The sequence below is a fragment of the Ignavibacteriota bacterium genome, from assembly GCA_016707525.1.
GTDB lineage: Bacteria > Bacteroidota > Ignavibacteria > UBA10030 > UBA6906 > JAGDMK01.
On sequence record JADJHP010000012.1, the window covers coordinates 109223 to 130772 of the forward strand.

Below are 21550 nucleotides of genomic sequence, written 5' to 3' on the forward strand. Positions count from 1 at the left end.
AGTGTCCCCCTTCGTCCTGCATGAATCCACTTCTCTCCGTATTTCTCAGGTAACATCCCAGCCCGTCTTTGGGTTTCCGTGTGCGGACCCCGCACAAGGGACATTTTTCAGGAACCTGAACAGGAGGAGAGATGTTGCCATCTGAATACGGGTGGGAAGGAGGGATAGGATTTGGCCAAGCCGGTTATCATGACCGTGGACGATGATCCCCAGGTGCTTGCTGCGATCGAGCGGGATCTCCGTGTGCAGTACCAGAATGAATACCGTATCGTAAAGGCAGGGTCGCCCGCCGAGGCCCTCGACGCCGCCCGCCAGCTGAAGCAGAGGGGCACACCCGTGGCCCTCTTTCTGGTCGATCAGCGGATGCCGGATATGACCGGCACGGAGTTCCTTGCCGAAGTCGTCGGACTTCACCCGGAGGCCCGCAAGGTCCTTCTGACAGCCTACGCGGATACCAGCGCAGCGATCGACAGCATCAACCGGATCGGGTTGGATCATTACCTCATGAAGCCGTGGGACCCGCCCGATCAGAAGCTCTATCCCGTCCTTGATGACCTTCTGGCCGACTGGAAAAGCCATGCGCGCCCGCCGTACGACGGCATCCGGATCGCCGGCGCGAACCTCTCCCCGCAAAGCTACGAAGTGCGCGACTTCCTCTCCCGCAACCAGGTCCCCTACCAGTGGGTCGATATCGATGAAGATGCTGCGATGCGCAAGCTCATCGGGGACCTCCCGGAAGGGCTGGAGCGTTTGCCGGTTGTCTTTTTTCCTGATGGATCATACGTGAGGGGCCCTTCGCAAACCGAACTGGCCAGGAAGATCGGTTTGCAGACGGAGGCGCAACGCCCATTCTACGATGTGATCGTCATCGGGGGCGGTCCGGCCGGTCTGGCGAACACGGTGTATGCAGCTTCCGAAGGCATGCGCGTCGTCCTCATCGAGCAGAGCGGGCCCGGAGGTCAGGCCGGGACCAGCTCTATGATAGAGAACTACCTGGGTTTCCCCCATGGGATCACGGGGGCGGACCTCGCCCAACGGGCGACCGCACAGGCGAAACGGTTTGGGGCCGAGATCCTGACCGCACAGAAGGCGGTGCGCATCCGGCGGCAGGATCCCTACAAGATCGTGCACCTCGAGGACGGTAAGGAGATATCCGCGTATGCGGTGGTCCTTACCACAGGGATGGCGGTCCGGAGGCTGGACGTCCCCGGCGTTGAAGCGTTCAGCGGACGGGGGATCTACTACGGTGTTGCGTTGAGTGAAGCAGCCGCCTATCGGGGCCGGAATGTCTGCATCGTCGGTGGCGCGAATTCCGCGGGACAGGCGGCTCTATTCTTCTCGCGCTATGCGCGCCGGGTATCGATCCTCGTGCGTGCCCCCGACATCAGCCCTGGGATGTCACACTACCTCGTGCAGCGGGTAAAGGTCACGGACAATATCGATGTCGTACCGAAGGTCGAGGTCGTCGCCGTGTGTGGCAACGGTCAGCTCGAGCACGCAGTGGTGAGGGATGTGGATACCGGTTCCGACAGGGAGATCTCCACCGCAGCGCTCTTCATATGTATCGGTACAGCACCGCATTCCGGGTTTGTCGATGGCCTTTTGGAGTTGAACGACAAGGGGTTCATTCTGACCGGCCCGGACCTTCCCCGCATCAACGGCAGGCCCCGCGGCTGGGCGCTGGATCGGGATCCGCTCCTCTTTGAAACCAACGTCCCCGGCGTCTTTGCGGCGGGAGATGTCCGTGCAGGGGCCAACCGGCGTGTTGCCGCGGCGGTGGGGGAAGGGTCCGCCGCGATCTACTCCGTTCACCGATATCTCAGCACTGTGTGAATTCTATAACGCATGATGGGAGGGAAGCACATGAGGCGATTCCTGGTCGTATCCAATCACAGCGCGGAAGACTGCACGATCGCTCTTCAGCAGGTGCTTGCGATCGGCTATCTGACGCATTTCGATTGGGGGTGCAAGGATGGCGTGCACACGGGCTGGGCAGTGATCGAGGCGCAGGATAAGGCAGAAGCGATCCTGAGCGTCCCGACGTTCTTACGCGGCCAGGCGCAGGTCGTCAGGCTCACGAAGTTCAAAGCGGAGCATATCCAGGCGGTCCACCAGACGCCGGCCCCGTAAGCCCGGCGACCACAGCTCCCCCCCCCGCCCGCGGGTCCGGTCGGCACGTCCGACGGAAGTGCCGACCGGGTCGTGTTTAGTGACGACCGTCGCCCTGTCGGGAGGGGGTGGCAGCGGTGTCGTGGGGGAGGATGTAGCTCCGCAACTCCGCCTCACGTGTGCGCACGAGTGAAGTGGCTGTCGCCCGTCCAGCGTTCCAGCTCCGGAAGTCCTTCGCCGTGTCCACTCCGGCGTATGATCCGAGAAGCCGCGTGGCCAGATCGCTCCGGTGCTCTGGCGTCATCACCGGGATGGCGTCGAGCATCACCGGTACCGCATCGGCGCCGAGTCGGAACGTGTACTTCGGGTCGAACTTGCCGTCGGCGGCCATGCGCCCCATGTTCACGCGGGCGACGAGGGCTTCGGGGTTCACGGTGTTCAATCCCAGCAGGACGGCGTATCCAGACAGGATGATCGCGAACGGAAGAAGGCCCCGCTTCCCCCGGAAGACCGTCACGCAGAAGAGGACAAGGGCGAGAGTGATCCAGATGAGGATCGCGGCGGCGCTCACGCGGGCGACCGTAAGACCATAGGCTTCCACGTAGAGGGAGAGCCGGTGCATCGCGGACGCCAGCATCACGCCGAGGAGTGCGACCATCGCGACGGAGAGTCCCCGAACGAGCCGCTGTTCGCGTGCGTTCTCACCGTGGAACAACCAGTCGGCAAGCAGGAGGAGCGGAAGCCCCAGTGCAGCGACCGCGATGAGCTCGAAGAAACCCCGGCGGGCATATTCGGCATAGGTCAGCGAGGGGGTGCCGAGGATCGCCTCATGCCCGCCGAAGAAGTGGGGGATCTGCAGTGCGACGAAGAGTCCGAACAGCAGATCGAGGGAGCCGAGGAGGATCGCCAGTTCCGTCACTCCGAGGGAGAGTTTTTTCGGGAAGATGACCGGGAGGGAGGCGGTTTCTGTTGCGAGGAAGCGCCCGCGCAACCAACCTCCCCCGATCCAGCTCAGGAAAGCGATCAGGGCAGCGTGGCCGACGATGGTCCAGACATCGATCCGGAAGAAGTCGGTGATCAGGTACTCGAACGTCGCATCGGCGGAGGTGAGCAGTGATCCGAACAGGAGCAGGGCGGGGACGGCGAGAGCGATCCCGATCCACACCTGGCGGCCGCGCGAGCGTCGCTGTGCGCCTTCGGTGGTTCCGGCGCGGAGATCGCGGAGAAGGAGAAAGATGGGTCCCACGGAAAGGTGGACCACCTGAGCGAAGACATGGAAGAGATGGTCGAGGAACGTCATGTGCGGGAGTTCCCGTGCGTGCTTGCGGGCGGTGACCAGATGAATGGAGGCGATGACGGCCAGGAAGTTGAATCCCATGAGGTTCGGGGCGTCGCGCCACGAAAAGCAGATCCCCGTGAGCAGGCCCAGGCCGGCGATGAGCCAGGCTTCGATCGGCAACGGGTCATGCAGGAGGTGGCTGAGGGTACCGATACCTGCGAAGAGGAGGAGGGTGAGGATCGGAACGTTGAGCCCCCATGGTTCCACTCTCAGAAGCATATCGCCGGCGATCGCCAGGATCAGAGCTGCAAGGAGGAGGTACTGTACTGCCGGAGGACGGTATGTCATGGGGGTGAGCCTTCAGTTGTGGTTTGGAACAGAGTACTCTGTATTGCAAAGTATATGAGCAAAAAAATATCACCGGGCGCTGCGTATCACGCTTTCCAGTCCTTCCAGATGCCCCGTGAACGCTTTGCGGCCCGCGTCGGTCACGGTGTAGGTGGTCTGGGGCTTCCGGCCAACGAACTCCTTCTTCACCTTCACGAAGCGGTGCTCTTCGAGGACCTTCAGGTGGCTGGCGAGGTTACCGTCGGTGACGCCCAACAGCGACCGGAGGGTGGTGAATTCCTTCGGGTCGTCGACGACCAGGACCGACATGATCCCGAGCCTGATCCGGTTCTCGAAGACGGGGTTGAGTTTGTCGATGAGCGGGCTCACTGACGGTACTTCCGGAAGAACAGGACCCCGTAGATGATATGGACCCCGCCGAATCCGGCTGCCCAGAAGAGGAGCCCGTACTCGGGGACAAGTGCGGCGACCAGGCCAAGAAGGATCTGGATCACCCCCACCGTCCTCACCTCCCCGAACGTGAATGAGCCCGCGCTGAAGAGGGCGAGACCGTAGAACAGGAGCATGGACGGGATGACGGGCCACAGGGGGCCGTGGTAGAACATGAGGAGGGTCATGATCGCACCGACGACGATGGGTACGGCAAGGGCAAGCACGAGTTGCCGCATCACCGGACCATGCACGGGTTCCGCGTGTTTGCGCATCAACCGGTGGGAGAAGAACCATGCGATGGCGAGGGCGCACACGAGTACCCCCACGCCGAGAAGCACGAGGCTGATCCTGGTGTCGGGTTGCAGATCCATGCGGGTTGCGTTGAAATTGAGCTCAACCCCGTCGGCGCGGAGCATGACCCATGCTGCCCAGGTCCCCGCCAGGGCGACCGCACCTGCGCCGATCCCTGCGAAGCCGCTGAGGGAGATGAATTTGGTGGACCGCTCCATGATGGAGCGGATCTCGGCTATGTCGCGGAGTCCGGAATCGATGGTCGTCATGCTGCTCCCTTAAAGTACTTTGCGCTACAAAGTACAACTCTGCGGGATGAATGTCAAGAGGAACTGACCCCGTCAACGTACCAGGAGCATCGGGACGGACCGCATTGCGGATTCGCTCGTAAGCCGGCACACGTACACGCCGCTTGCCAACCCCGCCGCAGAGAAGCGTACTTCATAGGTGCCCGGTGCATGATGGCTCCCGGCCAGGAGCGCGACCTCGCGTCCGAGGGCATCGTAGACGGCAAGGCGAACGGTGCCGGCCCGCGGGACATGATACCGCACCACCGTGGAGGGGTTGAAGGGATTGGGGAAGTTCTGTTCGAGCGAGAATGCGGATGGCATGGCGGCGCCATCGGTACGTGGTACCGTTGTCGCTGGTTTCATCGTGAGGCCGACCGTTGCGAGCAATGGCTGGGTTCCGGTGATCAGGTCCTGTCCGATCGCCCAGATCATGACGCCCCCTGTTGCCTTTGTGCGGGAATATTCGCACTTGAGCCGGACAGAGACGGTGTCGTCGTAGCTGACCGTCTGCGTTGCTCCCGGATTGATCGCGTACGGCACCATCCCCACATTGTCCCACTGTCGCGTCCAACCAGCGGCGAGGTAGCCCGCGATCGCCGCATAGGTGGCCTGACTCGCTCCCGTACTTGTCCCATACATCGTTGACGCATTGAACACCTGGCCATAAAAGGAATACCAACGAGAAGTTTGTCGGAAGACACCCCCGCGTGGCGGTGTAGTAGCTCCAGGAATAGTCTATCCACCCCTGAGTGTTCGTCGCAAAATTGCCATAGAGCGCCGAGTTCGGGCCGGACGTCGCTGACCACCCGCCGTAGAAGTCGTAGGTCATGATCCCGATCCAATCGAGATCGGTCTTCATGGATGCGACGTCGAACCACTGTCCGCTCCAGTTCGTGGCAGGCACGGCCAGAGAGATCGTCAGCGGCCGTGGCGCAGTCGCGAAGGCTATCCGCATCTCATGGACAAGGGTAGTGAAGTTAGCACGGTCCGTGGTATTCGCCGGATACTCCCAATCGAGGTCGACACCATCGTAGCCGTTTATCACGCAGAAGTCGACGAGGTTCGTGATGAATCGGCGCCGCGCGGCGGTGTCGGCAGCCATCGGTGAGAACCCCGCGGATTGGTCCCACCCTCCGAGAACCACCAGCACATCCACTCCCGCAAGATGCGCAGCCTGCACCATTGCAGGGTACGCGAAACCGCTCGTTCCGCTCAGCGACCCGTCGGCATTCGGTATCAGAAATGAATGAGCGATGTGGGTCAGGTGCTGATACGGGATCGCAGTGTGAGGATACGAGTCCCGGTTCCAGTCCGGGTAATAGCCCACGACCTTTCCCCCCGGCGTCTGGGCGAACGCGATCGACGCAAGAAAGAATGGGGCCAACGTCGCGCTCAAGAATTGGAGGATCGCTCGTACGCGTGTATGCAGGTTCATAGGATGGACAGGGGACGGTGAATGGAACGTTTCCGTGCCGCGCCGGCTGGCGACCCGGGGGCGCAGTCTGCGGTTTCACGGGAGGCGGCATGGTACTGTGTAAAAAGACAAGATACGGCAGAACCCGGCGAGAATCAATCGGGCGGGTGGCGGCCCTCCCCGCCGCTCCGGTCACGGGAACAAAGGCCATCGCATCCGACGTTACGAATACAGAGCAACCAGGTGGTTCCCCCCGCAACGCTCATGGTGTTCTTCCACATCACAAAGAGCGACAGGCCGGCCCGAGTATGGATCACTTCCATCGCACCACCATCACCTTCGCAATCGCCCGCCCGCCGACACCATTCACTCTTCCGCCCACATGACGCGAATGCGATGACCGCGAGCGATCCCGGGTCACGACTTCCGATGATACGAGACAGGGTGCGGAGCTACAAGCCGGTGTCCCGACAGGGCTCCCGGCAGGCGTGCACGGGCCAGGAACATCGGTGCCACGACGTTGCGGCTCGTCGTGGTCGCATGGAAAGAGAAGTCGAAAGCAAATGAGGAGCGCAGTGCAGGGGGAGTGAGCGGAGGAGGTTCCGGATGAAACGACTGCGTGTCGGCGTCATTGACCTGGCAAGCAAGGGGCCCACGACGGCGTTATGGGCACGCGTCATGAACGCCAATCTCTCGAGCATCATGCCCCAGGTGATCGGCGTATGGTGTCAGAGGGCAGGACACGACGTCACGATGTTGTGTTATACAGGATTCGAGGACCTGACTTCAGAGCTGCCGGAGGATCTCGATCTCCTCTTCATCGGGTCGTTCACGGAAGCTGCTCTGCTCGCGTATGCGATCAGTGCCCGGTTCCGCGCCCGGGGTGTGGTGACGGTCCTCGGAGGGCCCCACGCCCGGTGCTATCCGCAGGACGCACAGAAGTACTTCGACTATGTGCTGGGGTTCACGGATGAGCAGGTCATCAACGATGTGTTGCGCGACTGCTCGCACCACGCTCCGTTGGGGGTCCGGCTTTCTGCGCCCCAGCAGCCGGCCGCACTCCCCGGGGTACGCGAACGGTGGGAGTTCATCCAGAGCACTCTCCGGAAAGCACCTCTCATCAAGATGGTGCCGATGCTCGCCAGTGTCGGCTGTCCGTACACCTGTCCCTTCTGCATCGACTCAGTCGTGCCGTACCAGCTGTTCGATCCTGACGTCCTGAAGGAGGACCTCGGCTTTCTTCTTACGAAATTCAAGCGGCCTTTGGTCGGGTGGCACGACCCGAATTTCGGCGTACGCTTCGACGACCTGATGAGTGCCATCGAAGAAGCCGTTCCGCCCGGGCGCATCGACTTCATCGCCGAAAGCAGTCTGTCCTTGCTCTCCGAGCCGCACCTCCAGCGGATGCAACGCAATGGGTTCAAGGCCCTGCTCCCCGGCATTGAATCCTGGTTCGATCTCGGCGACAAATCGAGGACGGGCGCGGCCCATGGCGAGGCGAAGGTCCTCCGTATCGCCGAGCATGTCAATATGATCCTGCGGTACATCCCGTACGTGCAAACGAACTTCGTGCTCGGTCTGGACAGCGACAGGGGGCCCGAGCCGTTCGAACTGACCAAGCGGTTCATCGATCTGACGCCCGGGGCATTCCCCGGCTACTCGCTCCTGACGGCGTTCGGTGAAGCGGCGCCGATCAATCTGCAGTATCAGATCGACGACCGGCTCATCGGCTTCCCCTTCCATTTCCTGGACAACAATCACGCGATGAACATGAGACCGAAACACTACGCCTGGCCGGAGTTCTACGAACGCGTCATCGACCTGACGGAACACACGTTCTCGCGCCGTGCCATCCTCCGCCGCATCGGAGCAACGAAGGCGTTCATTCCACGCTGGCTGAACGTCGTCCGGGCTGTCTCCTCTGAGGGGTATGGCAGGCTCCGGTTCTATCGAAAGGTACGCGACCGTCTTCTCGGGGATCGCGGATTCCGGGCGTTCTTCGAGCAGGAGTCGAACGTTCTGCCGTCCTTCTATACCGATCTGATCCGCGGGGACCTTGGCCCGATGTGGGATTCACTTCCTCCGGGTGCCGTCTACCATGACCCGTATGCCTTCAGGAATTCGCGGACGGATCGGGCAGAAGTGACCGTCCGCGCGAGTGCGGCAGGGAGTGGGTGAGACAGCATGCGCGGAGTGCATCCCCCGGGAGCACATCGATGCCACCCCGCGTGGCGCGCTCGTGATCGGACACCGGCCTGTCAGCGGGACATCAGCAGGGTGGAGGAATGGAGACGTGCCTCGATCGCGCTGAAGAGTTCGTGGTCATTCCTGAAGTCGCGCCCCCGTTCTCTTTCGAACATGTGCGGGAAATCGAAGACCATGCGCACCAGCGCGGCCTTATAGCGGACCGCGGGAGTTTCCCCCTCATTGGCGAGGTCACAGATCTTCTCATAGACTCTGTGCGTGGTGAGAAAGGGTTGGGCCAGCTTGATCGCCGCCATATCGCGGAGCGTACTCTCCACGACCGTTGGAACCGGGAAGTTCAGGGATTCGAGGTAACCCTTTTCGAACCGGTGAAACGAGAAATCCCGGTATGTTGTGAATGTTGCACATGTCCGCACAGTATCATCCGCCCGCACTGAACCCATTGCGAGGGCTGCCGCACAGACGACGAAGATGAGTCGTGTCATGACATCCTCCGAATCGTTACGATGGAACTGCGAATTGGTTCTCCTTCTTATGACTCCGTGCGTGGGGGTGTGGTTGCGCGACCGGACGCACCACGGCCCCTTTCCATCGCTGTTCTGTGTGCTTTCGTATCGCCCTGCGTGCGTATGAGGTCCGGACGGACCGATCGTTGATCACGATGTGCCTTTCTGCAATGCCGCCCTGAATGCTGCGAGAGTCTGCGGACTGACGTGATGTTCGATCCCTTCCGCATCGATCCCGGCCACGCGCTTCGGGATCCCCAGAGACAGGAGAAAGTTCAGCACGGTGTCGTGCCTGTTCTTCGATGCTTCTGCGAGACGCTGTCCCTGGCGGGTGAGCACCACGCCGCGGTGTGGCTGAGAGGCCACCAGACCTGCCTTCCGCAGCCGGGTGATGGTCCTGTTGACCGTCACGTGGGTCCCCCCGAGCCGACCCGCGAGGTCCATGACGCGGGCCTCTCCGTTCTGTGCGATCAGCTCGGCGATGGCCTCGGCATAGTCCTCTGCGATCTCCCGCGCGTGCTGGCGCCGCGTATGTGCGAGATTCTGTGCCAGCGAATTGCCACTCCTCGAACGGCCTGCAACTGTTCTGCGTTCTCGTGTTCCTGATGCCATTCCGGCCTCGTCGGTGTTGAGATCCATGGCCCCCGGGAACCTTATGTAGCCTATGCTACGTTACCACCAGAAGAAGATGTATCGTTCGTCTGGCCATGCGGTGTGGGGGACTTCGCACCCTGCACAGTAACCAGAAATCGGCACTTTGTCCAGCACTCGGACACTGAAACTCGGGGCGAGGGAATTCGATCGCCTGAAAGGACCATCTCATTGCGCTCGATCGCGATCGCGCTGCTTGTGTGCATATCCATCCCGCTCGAGGCATCGACCCTGACAGGGCGCGTTCGTGATGCGCGCACGGGTGAGCGTATCATCGGGGCGAATGTCCATCTCGAGGGGACACTGATCGGGACCGTGACGGATACGACCGGGAACTTCATGCTGAAGGACGTTCCCTCCGGCCCGGCCAGGCTTCGTGCTGGCTACATCGGCTACGCGAACTTTGCCCGGGATCTGTATATCGGTGTGGAACCTGTTTCCCTCGAGATCCGGTTAGAGCCCGAGTCTATCGAGTTTGGTCCTGTCGTGGTAACCGGGACACGGACGGAGAAACTCCGCACCGAAGTGCCGGTGATGGTGAGCATCCTCGATGCGGGAACATTGGTGTCAACGAATGCGAAGACCCTGCTTGACGGGCTCGGGTACCAGAGCGGCGTAAGGGTAGAGATCGATTGCCAAACCTGCAACTACTCGCAGGTCCGCTTGAACGGCCTCGGCGGTGCGTATTCGCAGATCCTCATCAATAGCAGGCCGATCTTCAGCGCGTTGAACGGCCTGTACGGACTCGAGCAGATCCCGACGGGCATGGTGGAGCGGATCGAGGTCATCCGGGGCGGGGCATCGGCACTGTACGGGGCCAGTGCCGTCGGGGGCACGATCAATATCATCACCCGCGAACCCAAGGTGAATGCCTACGCTGTCAGCTTTGACAATGCCTGGATCGGAGGGAGGACACCCGACCAGACGTTCTCTCTCAATACCTCCATCGTGGATCCGGATCAGAGGAACGGCATGACCGTCTTTGGCACCTTCCGGAAGCGGGGGGGATTTGACTCGAACGCAGACGGTTATACTGAGGCTCCCGAGCTTGCGAACAACTCATTCGGCCTGACCTCCTTCCTGAAGTCCGGGGACCATACCCGCCTCACCTTCGACGCGCACAGTCTGTATGAAGAACGGCGCGGCGGCAACACCCTCGACCTTCCCCCACACGAAGCGGATCAGGCGGAACAACGGACGCATAGCGTGCTGGGAGGAGGCATCACGCTGACGCATACGATCCCGTCACTCCTGAGTACCTTCTCGGTCTATCTTTCCGGTCTGCATACCGGACGCAAACATTACACGGGCGTTGATCACGCCGATGCCTACGGGACAACGGAGAATCTTACGGTCGTGTACGGCTCTCAGTTCAGCCGCTCTCACAAGGGCTTTCTCGGGTGGGGGGAGAACACGATCACGGTAGGGCTTGAAGGTCAGTATGATGATATCGCGGACCGGATCCCCGGATACCGCTACCAGCTTGTTGAAGCGACACGACAATTCGGTGTGCTGCTCCAAACGGACTGGAAGATCGATGAGCAATGGACCGTCTTGTTCGGTCTCCGGGGCGACCACCACAGTCTCCTGGACCGTCTGCTCATGCATCCGCGGTTGAACGTCATGTTCGACATCACCCGGTTCCTGCAATGGCGGGGTTCGTACTCCACGGGGTTTCGTGCGCCCCAGGCATTCGATGCTGACCTTCATATAGCGTTTGCAGGTGGCGGGGTGTCGATGGTCCGCATCTCTCCGGGACTGAAAGAAGAAACCTCACGCAGCGTGAGCACATCTCTCGATTTCAATCTTCCGTCGCCGCATGTGATCTGGGGGTTCACCCTCGAGGGGTTCCAGACGGTACTGAACGATGCGTTCGTGCTGGAAGACGGCGGTGCCGATCCCACCGATCCCGTGAACTCCATCCTGGTCCGGAAGAATGGTGGAAAGGCCACCGTGACAGGCGCGACCCTGGAGGTCCGGGCGAACTTCGATGATGTCTTCGAGGCCACGGCGGGCGCGACGATCCAGTCGAGCGCGTACGACCGACCCGTCTTCTGGTCGGACGAGGCTCCGGGAAGTACACGATTCCTTAAGTCTCCCGGGCTCTACGGATTCGGTGTCGTCGACATCCGCCCGGGTGACCGGTTCACGATCTCCCTGAGCGGGCTCTTCACGGGACGGATGTACGTTCCACATCTGGCCGGGGCCCCGGGTGTTCTGACCGATGCTCTGGTCCACACGCCGTCCATGGCCGAGCTGGGTGCGAAGTTGTCCTACACATTCAAGCCGGCAAATATGGCGGGTGCATGGGAAGTGACCGCGGGGGTTCAGAACGTCCTGGATGCCTATCAGGCGGACTTCGACACGGGGCCGTACAGGGATTCGAATTATATCTACGGACCAGCCCGGCCTCGAACCTACTCCATAGGGGTGCGGCTCCTCTATTGAGGAGCCTTACGCCCGAACCTGAAAGGTGCAGGCAGGATCGGGGGTGTGAACCAACCTCCGGTTCCCGCGCTGAACGGCAGACGGCCACCAGCGAGATGAAACCGGAGGTTGTGGAGTGGACCGCGCATCGGGACACCACTTCTGCGCCAACGATGCCGATCAGCGGAGATCGAAACGGTCGAGGTTCATGACCTTGGTCCAAGCTGCAACGAAGTCGCCGATGAACTTCTTCGGAGCATCCGCGCATGCGTACACCTCCGCGAGTGCGCGCAACTGAGAGTTCGACCCGAAGACGAGGTCGACACGCGTGCCGGTCCACTTCACCTTTCCTGTCGCACGCTCGCGCCCTTCGAACACATCCGGCTCGTTCGCGACGGGCTTCCACTCCGTGTGCATATCGAGCAGGTTCACGAAGAAATCGTTGGTGAGCGTCCCGGGCCTCGTGGTGAAGATGCCGTGACGGCTTGCTCCCACATTGGTTTCCAGCACGCGCATGCCGCCGATGAGCACGGTCATCTCCGGCGCGGTCAGCGTCAGCAGCTGTGCCCGATCGATCAGCAATTCTTCAGATGACACGGCATACCGTGCCTTCTGGTAGTTGCGGAAGCCATCGGCGATGGGTTCGAGGACGGCGAAGGAGGCCGCGTCGGTCTGTTCCTGCGAAGCATCCATGCGGCCCGGGGAGAAGGGGACGGTCACCTCGTGGCCCGCGATCGTTGCCGCCTGTTCGATTCCTGCACAGCCACCGAGGACGATCAGATCCGCAAGGGAGACCTTTTTACCATCTGCCTGAGCGCTGTTGAAGGCACTCCTGATCTCCTCGAGGGTCTTGAGGATCTTCGCAAGACGCGATGGCTGGTTCACCGGCCAGTCCTTCTGCGGGGCGAGGCGGAGACGGGCACCGTTGGCGCCGCCACGCATGTCGGAACCCCGGAACGTGGAGGCGGATGCCCATGCTGTCGAAACGAGTTCCGCGACCGACAGACCGGATGCCAGGATCCTGCCTTTGAGTGTGGCGATGTCCCTGGCATCGATCAGCGCATGATCGACGACGGGGATGGGATCCTGCCAGATGAGGTCCTCCGCCGGCACCTCGGGTCCGAGGTAACGGGCCCGTGGTCCCATATCGCGATGGGTGAGCTTGAACCAGGCCCGGGCAAAGGCGTCGGCGAACTGGTCCGGGTTCTCCATGAAGCGCCGCGAGATCTTCTCGTAGGCGGGGTCAAATCGCAGAGAGAGGTCCGTGGTCAGCATGGAAGGGGCAAGGCGTTTCGATGGGTCGTGGGCATCCGGCACCGTACCTGCGCCGGCAGCGCCTTTCGGTTTCCACTGGTGAGCACCGGCCGGGCTCTTTGTCAGCTCCCATTCATAGCCGAACAGGTTCCAGAAGAAATTGGTGCTCCACTTCGTGGGGGTGGTGGTCCACGTCACTTCAATGCCGCTCGTGATCGTGTCGCCGCCTTTCCCCGTGCCGAAGCTGCTGTGCCACCCGAGGCCCTGCTCTTCGATACCGGCTGCTTCAGGCTCGGCACCCACGTGTTTCGCGTCGGCCGCTCCATGGGTCTTGCCGAAGGTGTGACCACCGGCGATGAGCGCCACGGTCTCTTCGTCGTTCATTGCCATGCGGGCGAAGGTCTCGCGGATGTCGCGCGCAGCGGCGACGGGATCGGGAATGCCGTTCGGTCCTTCGGGGTTGACGTAGATGAGTCCCATCTGTACGGCAGCAAGGGGATCTTCGAGCGCGCGATCCCCGGAGTACCGTTTGTCGTCGAGCCATCGCACCTCGGCCCCCCAGTAAATGTCCTTTTCGGGTTCCCAGATGTCCTCCCGTCCGCCTCCGAAGCCAAAGGTCTTGAAGCCCATGGATTCGAGGGCAACATTGCCGGCAAGGATCATCAGATCTGCCCAGGAGATCTTCCTCCCGTACTTCTGCTTGATAGGCCACAGCAGACGGCGGGCCTTGTCGAGGTTCACATTGTCGGGCCAGCTGTTCAGCGGCGCGAAACGCTGGCTGCCATTGCCACCGCCGCCGCGGCCATCACCGGTACGGTAGGTGCCGGCGCTGTGCCATGCCATGCGGACGAACAGCGGTCCGTAGTGACCGAAATCCGCGGGCCACCAGGGTTGTGAATCCGTCATCAGGGCGCGGAGGTCGTTTTTGACGGCCGCCAGGTCGAGGCTCCCGAATTCCGAGCGGTAGTCGAAGTCCGGCTCCATGGGATCGGATAACGGCGATCGCTGGTGCAGGATATCCAGGTTCAACTGGTTCGGCCACCAGTGCTGGTTCTTTGAGCCGCCCCCGGTCGTGTGTGATCCACCCGTTACCGGACATTTCCCTTCGTTACTCATGGTCAGTACTCCCGAATGGTGTGCGATACCGACAAGATACAGTTGGCAATAGGGACTAGTAACTAATAATAGTTATCAATAGCAAGACAAAAAAAATCACCGCGCGCGCGCGGCCTTCCGGCAGGCAGGGCAGATCACATTCACAAAGACGCTGTGGCCCAATACCGTGTTGTGGCGCCGCACCTGCTCGGGGATCGGGAGGGCATCGAAGTCCGGTTCGTGAATGTTGGTCACTTCCTTACAACGCACGCAGACGAGATGGTGATGGGGCTCCGTCATCGGGTCGAACCGGACGGTGTCATGGAGCGGGGTCAAGCGGGCAATGATGCCGTGGCGTGCGAACGCCTCCAGCGTCGTGTACACGGTGGCATGGGAGATCGTCGGGTGCGAACGCTTGATGCTCCGAAAGATCTTGTCCGGACTCGGATGGGAATGGTCGCGCACGAGGGCCCGGAAGATGAGCAAGCGCTGCGGCGTGACCTTCATCCGGGCAGCTTTGCACTGCTCGACAAATGCTTGGATCCTGGATTCCAGTTTTGTACCTGTCACGGACCGCCTTTCACGTGTTTCCCGCACCATGGTAGCGAACTTGACCGCCAAGTGCAACTGGCCCCGGGGAACGCGGCAGTCCAACTCCTGCGTCGGTGTCGGATGGTGTGCGGAGTGGCGCTCCGGGAAGGAAGATGGCCGCCGGTTCGGGAAGTGAGTCCGGGAAGAGATCAAGTCGGGCGACTTGCATTTCACTCCGCCAATGCCGTTGTTGCGAACGTATTCAACTGTCCTTTGACGTATACTATCGCCCCGGCGCGTCGGGGGCCATGAACAGGAGCCAGGTATGCTACGTTGGGCCGGACTTGAGCGATCCGTGATCGCGCTTGTTGTCAGCGCATGTGCCGGGATGCTGGGGTATGCCGGGTTGCGCGGGGTGGGCATGTCCGCTGTTGTTGCTGTGACAGCAGTGCTGGTCATCGGCCTGCCTGCCGCGTGCTGGCTTGCGCTCCGGCTGCCGGCGGAACTCGATGGTATGCGTCGAACGAAGATCCCCCTTGCACTCATCTGGTCCCTCGTTGCACTCTATGCCCTCGTTCAGACCGGATGCCTCACAACGTTCATGGTGGATCCGGACTCGAGCCAGAATTCCATGGATCCTGGCGACCCGTGGCTGGTCCACCACTGTTGCCTCACCGCATACACAGAAGGTGCACGCTTCGCATCCGAAGGGCGACCGAATGTGTACAGCGAAGAACTCTACGCCAACAGGCGGGTGGATTCCTTCAGCGTCGACCTCTACCACTATCCTCCGACCTTTCTGCTTCTCCCTATGGCGGTGCACGTGGTCGCCGACGAAGGCTTTCGCGCCGAACGTGCGGTCTGGTTCTCGGCAAGCGGGCTCACACTCATGTTGGCGATGGGGCTGATCGCTTTCCGTGTCGAAAGGAAGGGGAGGCTCCGCTTGATCGGTATGGCGCCGCTCATCTGGTGCTCGATGCCGGTCCTCGTCGGCCTGCAAATGTCCAACGTGCAGATCCTTGTCTTCGCTACGGCGGCCCTGTCTCTCGTCCTCTTCTCGGGCCGAACTCCCGCCGGAGCCGTGGCTCTCGCGGCCACCATGGTCGCGAAGATCTTCCCGGGAATGATCTTCATCTATCTGATCTCGCGCAGGAAGTGGCGTGAAGTGGTGTGGACGCTCGGCGCCGGGATCGCGATGACCATCCTCGCCTGGATCGTCGTGGGTCCGGCATCGTTCGAATCCTTCTTCAGCTATCAGCTCCCGCGCCTTTCGAGCGGAGAAGCGTTCGCCCGTCCCTTTGCCCGCGAATTCGCCGTCGCGCGGAACATGGCGCCCTTCGGGATCCCGTTGAAACTGGCGGCACTGGGCGTCCCGGGAATGACGTTGGGTGTTGGCCGGATCGTTTCAATGATCTATCTCGCGTGCATCATCGGACTGGCAGTCTGGGCGGGACGGCGTCAACCCCGATCGGGCACGGAGGCTGCATCTGTCTGGCTTGCGCTTGTGAGCCTCGGGACACTGGCGAGCCCGTTCGCACCCGGACAGTATGTTCTGGTGTCGCTCGTGTGGCTGGTGTGCTTGGACCATGAGCGCTTCCGACCGCTGTTTGCTGTCATCGTCTGGCTTCTCGTGAGTGCGCCATTCCTGGTCTCGCGCGAAGCTCCGGTTCTCATCCAGGTGCTTACGAGTCTGCCCTCTCAGGTGCTTGCACTCGGTGTGCCCGCCTGGGTGCTGTGGAAATCGGGCAGTGCGCGCGAGGGAGAGGTGATGCAGGCGGAAGTGTCACCCCTGGCCCTCAGGCGAGCCGGGTAACAAGGGGAAGCACCTGCGTCGGGCTTCCGCAAAGCAGCCGGTGAAGAGTTGCGGAGCATCGCCCATGCCGGGGCGGATGCAGTGCAGGAGTTAGCTCCTCATTCATCCCAAGGTGCGATTCATGCAAGCCAGGAAATCGCTACTCTACAGCATCGCGAGCGACCGGCTTCTCCTGCACGGGGAGAGAGGGCGGCTTTTCTATCACAGGGCAGGAAGTCAGACCCCATGACCAACTCCAAAGAACAGAAGAGATCACCCCGGCCTCCTCCAGAAGCCGACGTGGACTCAAAGGACTTACCGGGATACCCCTTGTACCCGGCCACGGATGACATGTTCCAGAGTTCCCGGAAAGCCTCCGACATCGATCCGGACGATATCACAAATCTCAAGGCACCCAACGAGGAACCCGGAACGAAGAACGAGAAATCGTTTGACGATGCCCCCTTTGGAGGAGATCTGGACGTGCCGGGGTCCGAACTCGACGATGAGCGGGAAAAGGATGGCAATGAGGATGAAGAGAACAATTCCTACAGTCTGGGATCCGACGAGCAGATAGATCATGATGAAGACACCCGCTAGACCAACACTCATACGCTCTTCGAGCTTCGCCGAAGCGCTGAGCACTCCGAGCCGCAAGACCAAATGGTCAGATCCACATTCCCTTGAAGGCTCGCAATCTCTTCGATTTGCGAACGCCTGGAAGAGTCAGCTCAGAATGCTCAGGGTGAAGGGCATCTGGAACGATGTCACGACTCAACTCAAGAGATTGTACGCGAGTCTGACTGACGAAGATCTTCTCCTGAAACAAGGAGAGGAAGAGAACCTCATGGGGAGGCTTCAGCAGAAGCTGGGCATGACCTCCCACGAGATCCGGCGACTGATCGCGTCCCTCTGAGTCTCCGATCATTGAGCCCGTCCTCCATGGTGCGCTCGGCCGGGTCATCCATGCGCGAGCCGCAGCACACGATCGCACGGTCGATCGGCGCATGGGGAGTTCGGGCAGGGTGACCGGCATCTCCTCTCCCTCGAGGCTGGCCGAGATGCCGGCATACTCCGTGCAATCGGCGTACGCGATCCGGATCGGATACTTCTTTCCTGACTCGAGTGTCACGCGGTAGGCCTTCATCCCGCTCTTCTGGCGCGCCCTTCCGGGTGAATTCTTCTCCCACTACTGCACCATAACCTTGTCCACCTGCGTGAATGCAGGTGTGTCCTTCAGGTCGATACTGTAGAGAAACTCGCCACCAGGCCGCTCTCCTTTCCCTCCAGTGTGAACACGAGGCCGATCGGCCCCATGGACAACGAAACGCCTGATCGATGGGCGCCACGCCGTTGGTGAATTGGGATCTGTACACCCTGGTCGAACACCTTCTGCAATTCCTGAAGGGAGGTGAGTGCATCGGATACCTTGACTCTTATCTCGATGTCGAGTATTCTAGGAGTATCCGATCGACCCCCATTCCGAAGGCACCATGGTACGTCCCGAACGATCTCTGCCCTTTCTCACTTGCCTGATTGCCACCACCCTCATGCTCCTGTGCGCCCGTGTCGAGCTCTCCGGTCAGACGTATAGTTCAGCATCACTCCAGGGCTATGTCACTTCAGGCGATGGCACCGGGATCCCGGGTGCACATATTGAACTGGTCCATGTGCCAACAGGATCGGTGTACAGGGGTGCGACGCGCAGCAACGGTTACTATGTTGTTTCCGGACTCCGTCCCGGCGGACCGTACGCGCTTTCCATTTCTCACATCGGATTCGCGCCGCAGAAGCGGACCGGGTTGTTCCTCAGATCCTATGAAAGCGTGCGTGCGGACGTGCGTCTTGTGGAGGTGAGCCTGCAGGCTGCGGAGGTGGTGGTGACCGGCAGGGAGCAGGGTGATGCGCTGCAAAAGATGTCTTCAGGGGCATCGCTCCGTGTCGACAAGGAACACATGGATATGCTCCCGCATGCATTGGGCACGTTGGAGGATGCGCAGCGGCTTTCGCCCTACATGGTCGGGCACAGTGCACTGGGCCTGAACCGTTTGTACAATGATGTCTCCATGGACGGGATCGGTATCGGCGATCAGTTCGGACTCCAGCACGCTGAAACCCTCCCCGGGGGGATGCAGGCGAGTCCGGTCTCCATGGAGTCTCTGCAGGAGGTCCGGGTCGACCTTTCTCCCTTCGATGTTCAGCGGAGCGGGTTCACCGGCGCCTCGATCGCTGCAACAACACGCGGGGGAACCAACATCTTTTCGGGGAGTGTGTATGGGAGCGGGGCCGGGGGATGGCTGGTCGGCAGGAACCCGGATGACAGGAGGTCTGATCTTCGGGGATTCCTGGATCAGCGGGCCGGGTTCAGCATTGGTGGGCCGATCATGGCATCGAAGGCTTTCTATTTCCTATCGGCGGAGCTTTCGCAGGTGCGATTGCCGACCGAGCGGGACTTCGGTGCCCGGACGACGGGGGGACACAATACAGCATCTCGCCCGTTGTGATCGATCAATTCCTCGCGGCTCTGGATACCATGCACGGCTACGATCCCGGGCGTATGGATATCGTCTCCCTGCAGCGCCGTTCGGCGAATGTCTTCGCCCGGTTCGATCTCAACATGACGAGGCGGCAACGGTTCAGTGTGCGTTACAATCTTCAGGCGAACTGGTCAGATCGGCCCCCGTACGAGACGTCCGTGTTCGCGGAGGGAACCCTTGCCCGGAACATGCATGTCGTTCACTCCGTTGTCGGTTCTCTGAACAGCATCGTCGGTTCGTCGCTCACGAATGAATTGCTCATAGGGTTCACGCGGAGCAGATACAGCGCGAGCCCGGTGGGCTCACCGTTCCCGTTCGTGGATGTGATCGAAACGGATCAGCAGCGGTGGTGGAACCATCTGACAGCGGGAAGTGAGATCGGAGGGAGTGGCAACTCCACCCTGGAGCACCATCTGGAACTCCGCAATACGGCGAGTGTGACAACGGGCACCCATCTTCTGACCGGGGGCATCCAGGGTGACGTGCACTGGTTCAAAACTCGCATGCTTCCGGATCAGTGGGGAAAATACACGTTCGCGTCCCGTGCCGCCTTCATGATGGGGCAACCGTCGGTCTATGAATACCGGTATGCGCGCACGCCGGGCACGGACCTCCATGCCCGCTGGCATGCCCTTCAGTTTGCAGCCTTTCTGCAGGATGAGCTCTCCCTCTCGCCAACATTCTCGGTCTCGATAGGAATTCGCGCGGACCTTCCGGTGTTCCCTGACACGCCGCAGGAGAATCCCCCTGGTCCAAGCTGCGTTCCGCCCCGCAGGATTCGACGTCGCCACCGATCGCGTTCCCCTCACGCGTCTCATGATATCCCCACGCATCGGGTTCAAATGGGATGCCAAGGCGGACCACTCGATCCAGTTCCGGGGCGGAGCGGGCGTCTTCACGGGGCGCATCCCGTACGCGTGGATCGACAACCTGTACAGCCACACCGGCATGGACTACGTCCATATCAAGGAATCGCAGTTTGCTCCGAAGTTCGTTGCGGATCCGACAGCACAGCCGATACCGGGACCGGGGAACCAGCTGAAGGAGACGATGGAGATCGTTGCGATCAGCCCTGATTTTCTCCTCCCGCAGGAAGTGCGATGGACGCTGGCACTTGATATGTCGTTCCCCTCGGACATCGTCGCATCACTGGAGGCGGTCATCTCGCGGACCCTGAACGGTGTGGTCTTCCGGAATGTGAATCTGAAGTACCTGCGCACGATGAAGTATACGGGTCCGGAGATCGTGACCGTCGAGACCGGCGATGAACGGGAGATCGTCGGGAAGCTGGACGACCGCTTCACGAATGCCATCCTGATGACGAATGCGACCATCGGGACCACATCCTTCTATACCCTGCAGGTCCAGCGGCGACCGGGCGGCAGTGGGGTCTTCATGAACCTGGCCTACAGCGGCGGGATCACGCAGGACATGAACAGCGGAATGTGGGACAATGCGTACGACCAATGGCGGTACAACCCTGCGGTTCGGCCGAATGAGCCGGCGTTGGGGTATTCCGCCCTTGACAGGACCCACCGGTTGATCGCGGCGGTCGCGTATCAAAAGGAATGGTCACCCGGTGTGACGACGGCATTCGGCATGGTCTACACAGGAACGTCGGGGAGTCCGTATTCGTATGTGTATGACGGCGACCAGAACGGAGACGGTGAATCGCTGAATGATCTGTTCTATGTGCCGGCGCAATACTCGGAGGTCCGGCTGTATGACGACAACGGCTCCCTCTCGTTCTACAGAGGAGAGGTCGGCCCGTACAACGAACTCTTCAAGTTCATCGCTGAGGATCCGTACCTCAAGACACGCCGCGGTCGGATGGCCGAACGGAACGCCGGCCGTACTCCGTGGGTGCATCTCCTGGACATGCGGATCGCCCACACGCTGCCGCTTCCGGCGGGGGGCAACCAGTTGGAATGCAGCGCCGAAGTGCTGAATCTCCTCAATCTGTTGAACCCGTCATGGGGTCAGGTGAAGATCGTCCCGAACAATGTCGTGACCGTGTTGAAGTCCGAAGCGCCCGGAGCAGGTGCGTTCCGGTGGGCACCGCGGACGTCGCCACTGGTCCCGGAACCACTGCTGTCGCGCTGGCGCATCCGTTTCGGCCTGCGGTATTCGTTCTGACGTGTCACTGAATACTCCCGACGTGTGGAACATTGCGCGATCACGCGGGATAGAGTGGGTTGCTGAAAGCCGGCGGGGGTCCGATCGGGTCAGAATTCGTGGCCGGTGGATCGAACTTCCCGGCATCGCAGGACGGTGTGCCGGGACCATCGGCGCTGATCGTGTCATTGAATGACAATCTTTTTATTGGGATATTGCAGCTATTCCTGATCTGCACTCTCACTCACCAAGCACCACCATCACTCACCAAGCG

Annotated in this window: 17 protein-coding genes and 1 pseudogene; 10 read left to right on the forward strand and 8 right to left on the reverse strand. The window is 61.0% G+C overall.

Annotation, left to right across the window (positions count from 1 at the left end; translation table 11 throughout):
- Positions 1–171 precede the first annotated feature (171 nt).
- Both IPI01_17875 and IPI01_17880 read left to right on the forward strand, forming a co-directional pair.
- Positions 172–1833, forward strand: coding sequence for an FAD-dependent oxidoreductase (locus tag IPI01_17875; GenBank protein ID MBK7259630.1), 1662 nt, complete (start codon positions 172–174; stop codon positions 1831–1833).
- A gap of 30 nt (positions 1834–1863) precedes the next feature.
- On the forward strand, positions 1864–2130 hold the full coding sequence (locus tag IPI01_17880; GenBank protein MBK7259631.1) for a hypothetical protein: 267 nt from the start codon (positions 1864–1866) through the stop codon (positions 2128–2130).
- 76 nt (positions 2131–2206) lie between these two features.
- Here the strand turns inward: IPI01_17880 and IPI01_17885 are convergent, their stop codons facing one another.
- The gene (locus IPI01_17885; protein MBK7259632.1) at positions 2207–3736 is read right to left on the reverse strand and encodes a DUF4173 domain-containing protein; all 1530 of its coding nucleotides are present in this window, start codon (positions 3734–3736) and stop codon (positions 2207–2209) included.
- A 69-nt stretch (positions 3737–3805) separates the two neighbouring features.
- A complete protein-coding gene (locus IPI01_17890) occupies positions 3806–4462 on the reverse strand; it encodes a transcriptional regulator (protein MBK7259633.1) in 657 nt (218 codons plus the stop codon).
- A gap of 120 nt (positions 4463–4582) precedes the next feature.
- Between IPI01_17890 and IPI01_17895 the strand changes: the two genes are divergently transcribed.
- Positions 4583–4741, forward strand: coding sequence for a hypothetical protein (locus IPI01_17895; protein ID MBK7259634.1), 159 nt, complete (start codon positions 4583–4585; stop codon positions 4739–4741).
- Positions 4742–4800: 59 nt separating this feature from the next.
- Here the strand turns inward: IPI01_17895 and IPI01_17900 are convergent, their stop codons facing one another.
- Entirely contained in the window at positions 4801–5388 is a 588-nt protein-coding gene (locus tag IPI01_17900; GenBank protein ID MBK7259635.1) for a T9SS type A sorting domain-containing protein, read from the reverse strand.
- 58 nt (positions 5389–5446) lie between these two features.
- A pseudogene (locus IPI01_17905) lies at positions 5447–6184 on the reverse strand (glycoside hydrolase family 18 protein).
- 585 nt (positions 6185–6769) lie between these two features.
- On the opposite strand from IPI01_17905, the gene IPI01_17910 reads away from it, so the two are divergent.
- Complete coding sequence (locus IPI01_17910; GenBank protein ID MBK7259636.1) at positions 6770–8341, forward strand: radical SAM protein; 1572 nt, start codon at positions 6770–6772, stop codon at positions 8339–8341.
- Positions 8342–8421: 80 nt separating this feature from the next.
- Here the strand turns inward: IPI01_17910 and IPI01_17915 are convergent, their stop codons facing one another.
- Together IPI01_17915 and mntR are read right to left on the reverse strand one after the other, a co-directional pair.
- Positions 8422–8853, reverse strand: a complete 432-nt coding sequence (locus IPI01_17915; protein MBK7259637.1) for a hypothetical protein — start codon at positions 8851–8853, stop codon at positions 8422–8424.
- 171 nt (positions 8854–9024) lie between these two features.
- The gene (gene mntR / locus IPI01_17920; GenBank protein ID MBK7259638.1) at positions 9025–9486 is read right to left on the reverse strand and encodes a manganese-binding transcriptional regulator MntR; all 462 of its coding nucleotides are present in this window, start codon (positions 9484–9486) and stop codon (positions 9025–9027) included.
- A 210-nt stretch (positions 9487–9696) separates the two neighbouring features.
- Between mntR and IPI01_17925 the strand changes: the two genes are divergently transcribed.
- On the forward strand, positions 9697–11973 hold the full coding sequence (locus tag IPI01_17925) for a TonB-dependent receptor (protein MBK7259639.1): 2277 nt from the start codon (positions 9697–9699) through the stop codon (positions 11971–11973).
- A gap of 159 nt (positions 11974–12132) precedes the next feature.
- On the opposite strand, the gene katG is transcribed toward IPI01_17925, so the two are convergent.
- Positions 12133–14322 carry a catalase/peroxidase HPI gene (gene katG / locus IPI01_17930; GenBank protein MBK7259640.1) on the reverse strand — a complete coding sequence of 730 codons (2190 nt, stop codon included), beginning with the start codon at positions 14320–14322 and terminating at the stop codon, positions 12133–12135.
- A 96-nt stretch (positions 14323–14418) separates the two neighbouring features.
- Entirely contained in the window at positions 14419–14871 is a 453-nt protein-coding gene (locus tag IPI01_17935; protein ID MBK7259641.1) for a transcriptional repressor, read from the reverse strand.
- Between the two features lie 286 nt (positions 14872–15157).
- On the opposite strand from IPI01_17935, the gene IPI01_17940 reads away from it, so the two are divergent.
- From IPI01_17940 to IPI01_17960, 5 genes are all read left to right on the forward strand, one after another.
- Positions 15158–16645 (forward strand): DUF2029 domain-containing protein, encoded by a 1488-nt coding sequence (locus tag IPI01_17940; protein MBK7259642.1) that lies wholly within the window; start codon positions 15158–15160, stop codon positions 16643–16645.
- A gap of 279 nt (positions 16646–16924) precedes the next feature.
- Complete coding sequence (locus IPI01_17945) at positions 16925–17224, forward strand: hypothetical protein (GenBank protein MBK7259643.1); 300 nt, start codon at positions 16925–16927, stop codon at positions 17222–17224.
- On the forward strand, positions 17205–17540 hold the full coding sequence (locus tag IPI01_17950; protein MBK7259644.1) for a CsbD family protein: 336 nt from the start codon (positions 17205–17207) through the stop codon (positions 17538–17540). The genes IPI01_17945 and IPI01_17950 overlap by 20 nt, the downstream gene beginning before the upstream one ends.
- A 634-nt stretch (positions 17541–18174) precedes the next feature.
- Positions 18175–19128, forward strand: coding sequence for a carboxypeptidase regulatory-like domain-containing protein (locus IPI01_17955; protein MBK7259645.1), 954 nt, complete (start codon positions 18175–18177; stop codon positions 19126–19128).
- Positions 19129–19977: 849 nt separating this feature from the next.
- Positions 19978–21297: a hypothetical protein gene (locus tag IPI01_17960; protein ID MBK7259646.1), complete on the forward strand. Its 1320-nt coding sequence runs from the start codon at positions 19978–19980 to the stop codon at positions 21295–21297.
- The last annotated feature ends 253 nt before the right edge of the window (positions 21298–21550 follow it).

Excerpts from the sequence above, each read along its gene's own strand:
- IPI01_17880 (MBK7259631.1), top strand. The coding sequence starts at position 1,864 with ATGAGGCGATTCCTGGTCGTATCCAATCACAGCGCGGAAGACTGCACG.
- IPI01_17900 (MBK7259635.1), bottom strand. The coding sequence starts at position 5,388 with ATGTATGGGACAAGTACGGGAGCGAGTCAGGCCACCTATGCGGCGATC.
- IPI01_17915 (MBK7259637.1), bottom strand. The coding sequence starts at position 8,853 with ATGACACGACTCATCTTCGTCGTCTGTGCGGCAGCCCTCGCAATGGGT.
- IPI01_17960 (MBK7259646.1), top strand. The coding sequence starts at position 19,978 with ATGATATCCCCACGCATCGGGTTCAAATGGGATGCCAAGGCGGACCAC.
- mntR (MBK7259638.1), bottom strand. The coding sequence starts at position 9,486 with ATGGCATCAGGAACACGAGAACGCAGAACAGTTGCAGGCCGTTCGAGG.
- IPI01_17940 (MBK7259642.1), top strand. The coding sequence starts at position 15,158 with ATGCTACGTTGGGCCGGACTTGAGCGATCCGTGATCGCGCTTGTTGTC.
- IPI01_17895 (MBK7259634.1), top strand. The coding sequence starts at position 4,583 with ATGACCCATGCTGCCCAGGTCCCCGCCAGGGCGACCGCACCTGCGCCG.
- IPI01_17910 (MBK7259636.1), top strand. The coding sequence starts at position 6,770 with ATGAAACGACTGCGTGTCGGCGTCATTGACCTGGCAAGCAAGGGGCCC.
- IPI01_17950 (MBK7259644.1), top strand. The coding sequence starts at position 17,205 with ATGATGAAGACACCCGCTAGACCAACACTCATACGCTCTTCGAGCTTC.
- IPI01_17885 (MBK7259632.1), bottom strand. The coding sequence starts at position 3,736 with ATGACATACCGTCCTCCGGCAGTACAGTACCTCCTCCTTGCAGCTCTG.
- katG (MBK7259640.1), bottom strand. The coding sequence starts at position 14,322 with ATGAGTAACGAAGGGAAATGTCCGGTAACGGGTGGATCACACACGACC.
- IPI01_17890 (MBK7259633.1), bottom strand. The coding sequence starts at position 4,462 with ATGGTTCTTCTCCCACCGGTTGATGCGCAAACACGCGGAACCCGTGCA.
- IPI01_17955 (MBK7259645.1), top strand. The coding sequence starts at position 18,175 with ATGCTCCTGTGCGCCCGTGTCGAGCTCTCCGGTCAGACGTATAGTTCA.